Genomic DNA, 2,113 nt, shown 5'->3' on the forward strand with positions numbered 1-2,113 from the left:
ACGGATGGAGTGAGATTCGAACTCACGGAACGCTTTCACGTTCACACGCTTTCCAGGCGTGCGCCTTAAACCACTCGGCCATCCATCCTTACAACCGTGCACTGCTTCCTGATAGACGAACGCGCCGGCGCGGGCTTCCACGACGGCGCGTCCTAACCCATATCCTGCAACACGACATGTCACACGCAGCGCCTGCTGCAGCGGACAGGGTGAGATTCGAACTCACGATACCGTTGCCGGTACGCCGGTTTTCGAGACCGGTGCCTTCAACCACTCAGCCACCTGTCCTGCGCTCGCGACGAATCGCGACCCAAACCCTCTACAGTCCCGATAAATAATCGCGAGTGGGGCCCGATTCAAGGGCGCCGCGCCCGCTCAGCGCTGCGCCGGGGCCCGGAATCGCGCCACATCCGCTTCCGCCGCGACGGTGCCGAACGCACCCCACTGGCCGCCGGCCACGATCCGCCGCCAGAGCGCCATACCCTCGGCCTTGCGATCGTTGTACCAGTGCCAGTTGGCCACGCCGTACGCCGCCGAGGCGTCGGTGACAGACAGTTCTCCGCTCGGGGCCACGTTCAGCACGGAATCGGCGGGCAGCACGCCTTTGTACAGCAGCATCAGCCGATGATACGCCTGGTTCTCGATGATGTTCATGTTGCGCTGCATGGGTATCAGCACCTGCGCTGCTTCTGCGTTGCGGCCGGATCGACGCAGTGACATGTAGAGCCAGTGCGCCATCGAGACCCGCCGGTCGTCATTCGTGGCCGCGTTGACTTCACGCTGAGCGACGGTGGCGGCCTTGGTGTAGTCGCCAAGGAGATAGTGGGCGAGCGCGAGATGGTAACCGACGTTGGACTGCAGCGTACCGATCGGCGTGTTGTTCGCGTTAGGCTGTCCGTCGGGCTCGACTTCGTCGGGACGACCCTGCACCAGTGCCGTGGCGCGTTCGAGATCGCGCACGGCGGCGGGAAAGTCACGCACCGAGAGGTAGCGGTGACCGCGGTGGCGAAACAACCACGGATTGTCGGGATAGAGCGCCACGCCTCGCGAGTACAGCTCGATGGACTCACGAAGTCGCCCCAAGTAGCCCAACCGACGGGCGTACCAAATGATCGAGTCGACGTTCGTGGGAGTGCGCTCGTAGGCGCGGCGCGCATCGGCCAGCTGCTGCTCATAACGCTGCCGCACCACGGGTGCGAGCGGCAGCGTACGTAGCGTGTCACCGAGTAACGAGATGGTTTGAAAGCGCGGCGCTACCGGCTCGGTGATCGATGGCGCTGTTTGCGCGTGCAGTGCACACACGGAGCCGACGTACGCGAACGCCAGCACTGCAAACGACCGGCTGAATTGAGACGCTGTCATACTGGAAGAATACCTCGTTTGGGAAACGTTCACCTGCTACGGCTTCCGACTCACCCCGATCTGCTCCAAGAACGGCGCCACCTCGAGGATGGTGACGTCATCACGCGCCCGCAGCGCCCGCATGAACCACTCCTTGTGACCGGCACCGTACGTGATCACCACACGCTTCCCTTCCCCACGATGGTCGTCGAGCGCGCGGGCGATGTTGGCAAAGTGCGCCTCGTTGATGTTGTCCCATCCGCCGGGACCGAGTTCGCTGTTGAACAGGCGATTGTAAGGCTCGTGTGCCGCCGTCTGGATGGCGTCGTACTCCGCTGAATTGATGAAGAACGGATCGTCGGCGCCACGGCGCTTCACCAGTGAATCGGCCAGCGCGTTGGCTCGCGTGTACTCCTGCCACTCCGCACGCCGTGTGGGATCGGCCTCGATGCGCTCGAGGGCGGCGGTGCGGTAGCTGTCCATCGGTACGGACCAACCCGCCGTGGGCACGATGGTGAAGCGCATGGATTTGGTGAGCGGGAAGAGCACGTCGACATACTCGGGGAACCGGAGTACGCGCGGTTCGGTGATGGCTCCGGAATCGGTGAACTGGCGCATGGCCGCGTCCAAACGATTCGGTGCGATTTCCGTGAGCACATAGTCGGGACGCATGGCCTGCAGGAGCCTGCGCAAGACATCGGCGCTGTAGCGTGCGCTGGTGCGATGTTCGGCGTGAACGGTGCCGACCACGATTACCTCGGTCTTCTTGGTC

Annotated in this window: 2 protein-coding genes and 2 tRNA genes; all 4 read right to left on the reverse strand. The window is 63.4% G+C overall.

Features of this window, described 5'->3' with window-relative positions; translation table 11 throughout:
* Position 1: 1 nt before the first annotated feature.
* A tRNA-Ser gene (locus tag ACESNG_RS20845) sits at positions 2-88 on the reverse strand.
* Positions 89-201: 113 nt separating this feature from the next.
* Positions 202-288 (reverse strand) — tRNA-Ser (locus tag ACESNG_RS20850).
* 87 nt (positions 289-375) lie between these two features.
* The gene (locus ACESNG_RS20855) at positions 376-1,362 is read right to left on the reverse strand and encodes a tetratricopeptide repeat protein (protein WP_373070661.1); all 987 of its coding nucleotides are present in this window, start codon (positions 1,360-1,362) and stop codon (positions 376-378) included.
* A 36-nt stretch (positions 1,363-1,398) separates the two neighbouring features.
* On the reverse strand, positions 1,399-2,113 hold a 715-nt coding region (locus ACESNG_RS20860), incomplete at its 5' end, for a hypothetical protein (RefSeq protein WP_373064713.1).

Origin of the sequence: Gemmatimonas sp. (assembly GCF_041689975.1) — a bacterium.
In the GTDB taxonomy this organism is placed as follows: Bacteria; Gemmatimonadota; Gemmatimonadetes; order Gemmatimonadales; family Gemmatimonadaceae; genus Gemmatimonas.

Excerpts from the sequence above, each read along its gene's own strand:
- ACESNG_RS20855 (WP_373070661.1), bottom strand. The coding sequence starts at position 1,362 with ATGACAGCGTCTCAATTCAGCCGGTCGTTTGCAGTGCTGGCGTTCGCG.